General features: G+C 68.0%; 2 protein-coding genes. One reads left to right on the top strand and one right to left on the bottom strand.

Translation table 11 applies throughout. The features are described 5' to 3' along the window. The coding region (locus ACLBYE_RS30290) for a LysR family transcriptional regulator (RefSeq protein ID WP_447697001.1) at positions 1-867 on the bottom strand (867 nt) is incomplete at its 3' end. A 128-nt stretch (positions 868-995) separates the two neighbouring features. On the opposite strand from ACLBYE_RS30290, the gene ACLBYE_RS30285 reads away from it, so the two are divergent. Continuing rightward, positions 996-1,850 (top strand): alpha/beta fold hydrolase, encoded by an 855-nt coding sequence (locus ACLBYE_RS30285; RefSeq protein ID WP_447697000.1) that lies wholly within the window; start codon positions 996-998, stop codon positions 1,848-1,850. Positions 1,851-2,320 lie beyond the last annotated feature (470 nt).

Here is a 2,320-nt window from a genome sequence, read left to right as displayed (position 1 = left end):
GAAGTCGAGGAACGCCCGAATCTTCAGCGGAAGGCGTCCATGCCCGACATGGACAACGCTGACCGGGACCGGTTCGAGCTCGAAGGACCGCAGCACGAGGACCTGGCGCCCTGCTGCGACGAGGGGCGCCGCCTGGTACGACAGGACCTGCGTGAGGCCGACGCCGGCCGCGGCCGCGTCGGGCGCCGCCTCGGCCGTGTTGACCTGGAGGCGGGAGCGCACCTGGACCACCTGGACGGCCTTCCTGTCGGGCGTGGCGAAGTGCCAGGCCGGGCCGGCGGCCAGGTCGCTGAAGGTCACGCACGGGATGTCGGCGAGGTCCGACAGGGTCCGGGGCGTCCCGTGAGCGGCGAGGAAGTCGGGACTGCCGCAGACCACGCGCGTGACCGTGCCCAGCCGCGCCGTCACCAGGTCGCTGTCCGGCAGGTGCGAGATGCGGACCGCCAGGTCCACGTGATCCTCCACGAGGTCCAGGGCCCGGTCGGTGAGGACGAGGCGCACGGTGATGTCGGGGAACCGGGACAGGAAGGCCGAGACCACCGGCAGGACGTGCAGCCGCCCGAAGACCAGCGGAGCCGTCATCCTCAGTTCGCCGCGGGGCTCAGTGTACTCGCCCTTCACCGCGCGCTCGGTCTCCTCGACCCCGCCCAGGAGGCGCCGGCACGCCTCGACGTAGGCGGCCCCCGCGTCTGTCGGGGTGAGCTTGCGGGTGGTGCGCACGAGGAGCCGGGCCCCGAGATGAGCTTCCAGGTCCGCGATCTTGCGGCTCACGCTGGGCAAGGGAATGCCGAGCTTGCGTCCGGCGGCCGACAGGCTTCCGGCTTCCACGGCCGCGACCAGGATCGTCATGGCCTCCAGGCGATCCATCCACCCTCTCGTTTTCAGCAACTGTCACTCCCGAATAAGCCAGATTATCCCGGAGGGAGCAAGTCTGTATCCAAGGGTCATCGACGGCGTGCAGCAGGGGCTGCACTGGCCGCACCGGAGGGCAAACGATGAGCCAGACCGCCTATCGCACCGTCGACGTCGACGGCCACACGGTCTTCTACCGGGAGGCCGGCGACCCGACGAAGCCGGCGCTCCTGCTGCTGCACGGCTTCCCCTCGTCCGGCCACATGTTCCGCGACCTGATCCCGCTGCTCGCCGACCGCTTCCACCTCGTCGCCCCCGACCTGCCGGGATTCGGGCTGTCCGAGATCAAGCCGCGCGCCGCCTTCGGCTACACCTTCGACGCGCTGGCGAAGGTCATCGGCCGCTTCACGGAGGTCATCGGATTGAAGACCTACGCGCTCTACGTCTTCGATTACGGCGCGCCCACCGGTTTCCGGGTCGCCATGGCGCATCCCGAGCGGGTGACCGCCATCATCTCGCAGAACGGCAATGCCTACGAGGAAGGGCTGAGCGAGGGCTGGAACCCGATCCAGCGTTACTGGCGGGACCGAAGCGACGCCAACCGGCAGGCGCTGCGCGAGCTGCTCACTCCCACCTCGATCCGCTGGCAGTACGAGCACGGCGTGCCGGACACGTCGTTGGTCTCGCCGGACGGCAGCGCGCTGGACGCGTGGTACATCCAGAGGCCGGGGGTCGACGAGATCCAGCTCGACCTGTTCGGCGACTATGCGAGCAACGTGGCGCTCTACCCCGGCTTCCAGGCCTACTTCCGAACGCACCGGCCGCGGCTGCTGGCGATCTGGGGCCGGAACGACCCGTTCTTCCTGCCGGCCGGCGCGGAAGCGTTCCGGCGCGACATTCCGGATGCCCAGGTCCGTTTCTTCGACACGGGGCATTTCGCCCTGGAGACGCATGCCAAGGACATCGCCGAGGCTATCGCGAGCTTCCTCAGGGCCTAGAGTGACAATCTTTGGGGTCCTGGGGCAGCCTGAAAGACGGCAGGCACAAAAGGAACGGCCCGCTCTGATGAAGCGGGCCGTTCCCCTGAAGCCTGCTCGCGGCAGCGAAACCGTGACAAGCTTCCGCTTTCAAGCGATATCCGATGCCCGGGGAATTTCCGGTGTGGGCGGATTGTGAAACGTCCTGTGTGGATGGCTCCCGCATTGCAAGTGGCGAATTGAGCTTCTGACGCGTGGGTCGGGTGCAGTCTTGTGTCCGGCCTGTTGATGCAGTCGTTCATGTTGACCGCTGGCCCTGATGGTATCCGCGAGCTGGGTCCCACTCTGCTTTTCGGGCTATGACGCCCTGGACAGCCGGCGGGGTGTCCCGGCTCCCGGTCTGACCGGTTCGCCATCAACTCTCATCGTCCTCGCAACCTGGAAACGTCTCCTCGCCGTGCTGTCAGGCGGCCGCGGCCGCCGGTGCGCGG

The sequence above is a fragment of the Methylobacterium sp. A52T genome, from assembly GCF_053346095.1.
Note: the sequence above shows the minus strand (reverse complement) of the source record. Positions and strands in the feature narration are given on the sequence as shown.

What these genes read in the sequence shown, in the direction of transcription:
- ACLBYE_RS30285 (WP_447697000.1), top strand. Translation starts at nt 996, where the DNA reads ATGAGCCAGACCGCCTATCGCACCGTCGACGTCGACGGCCACACGGTC.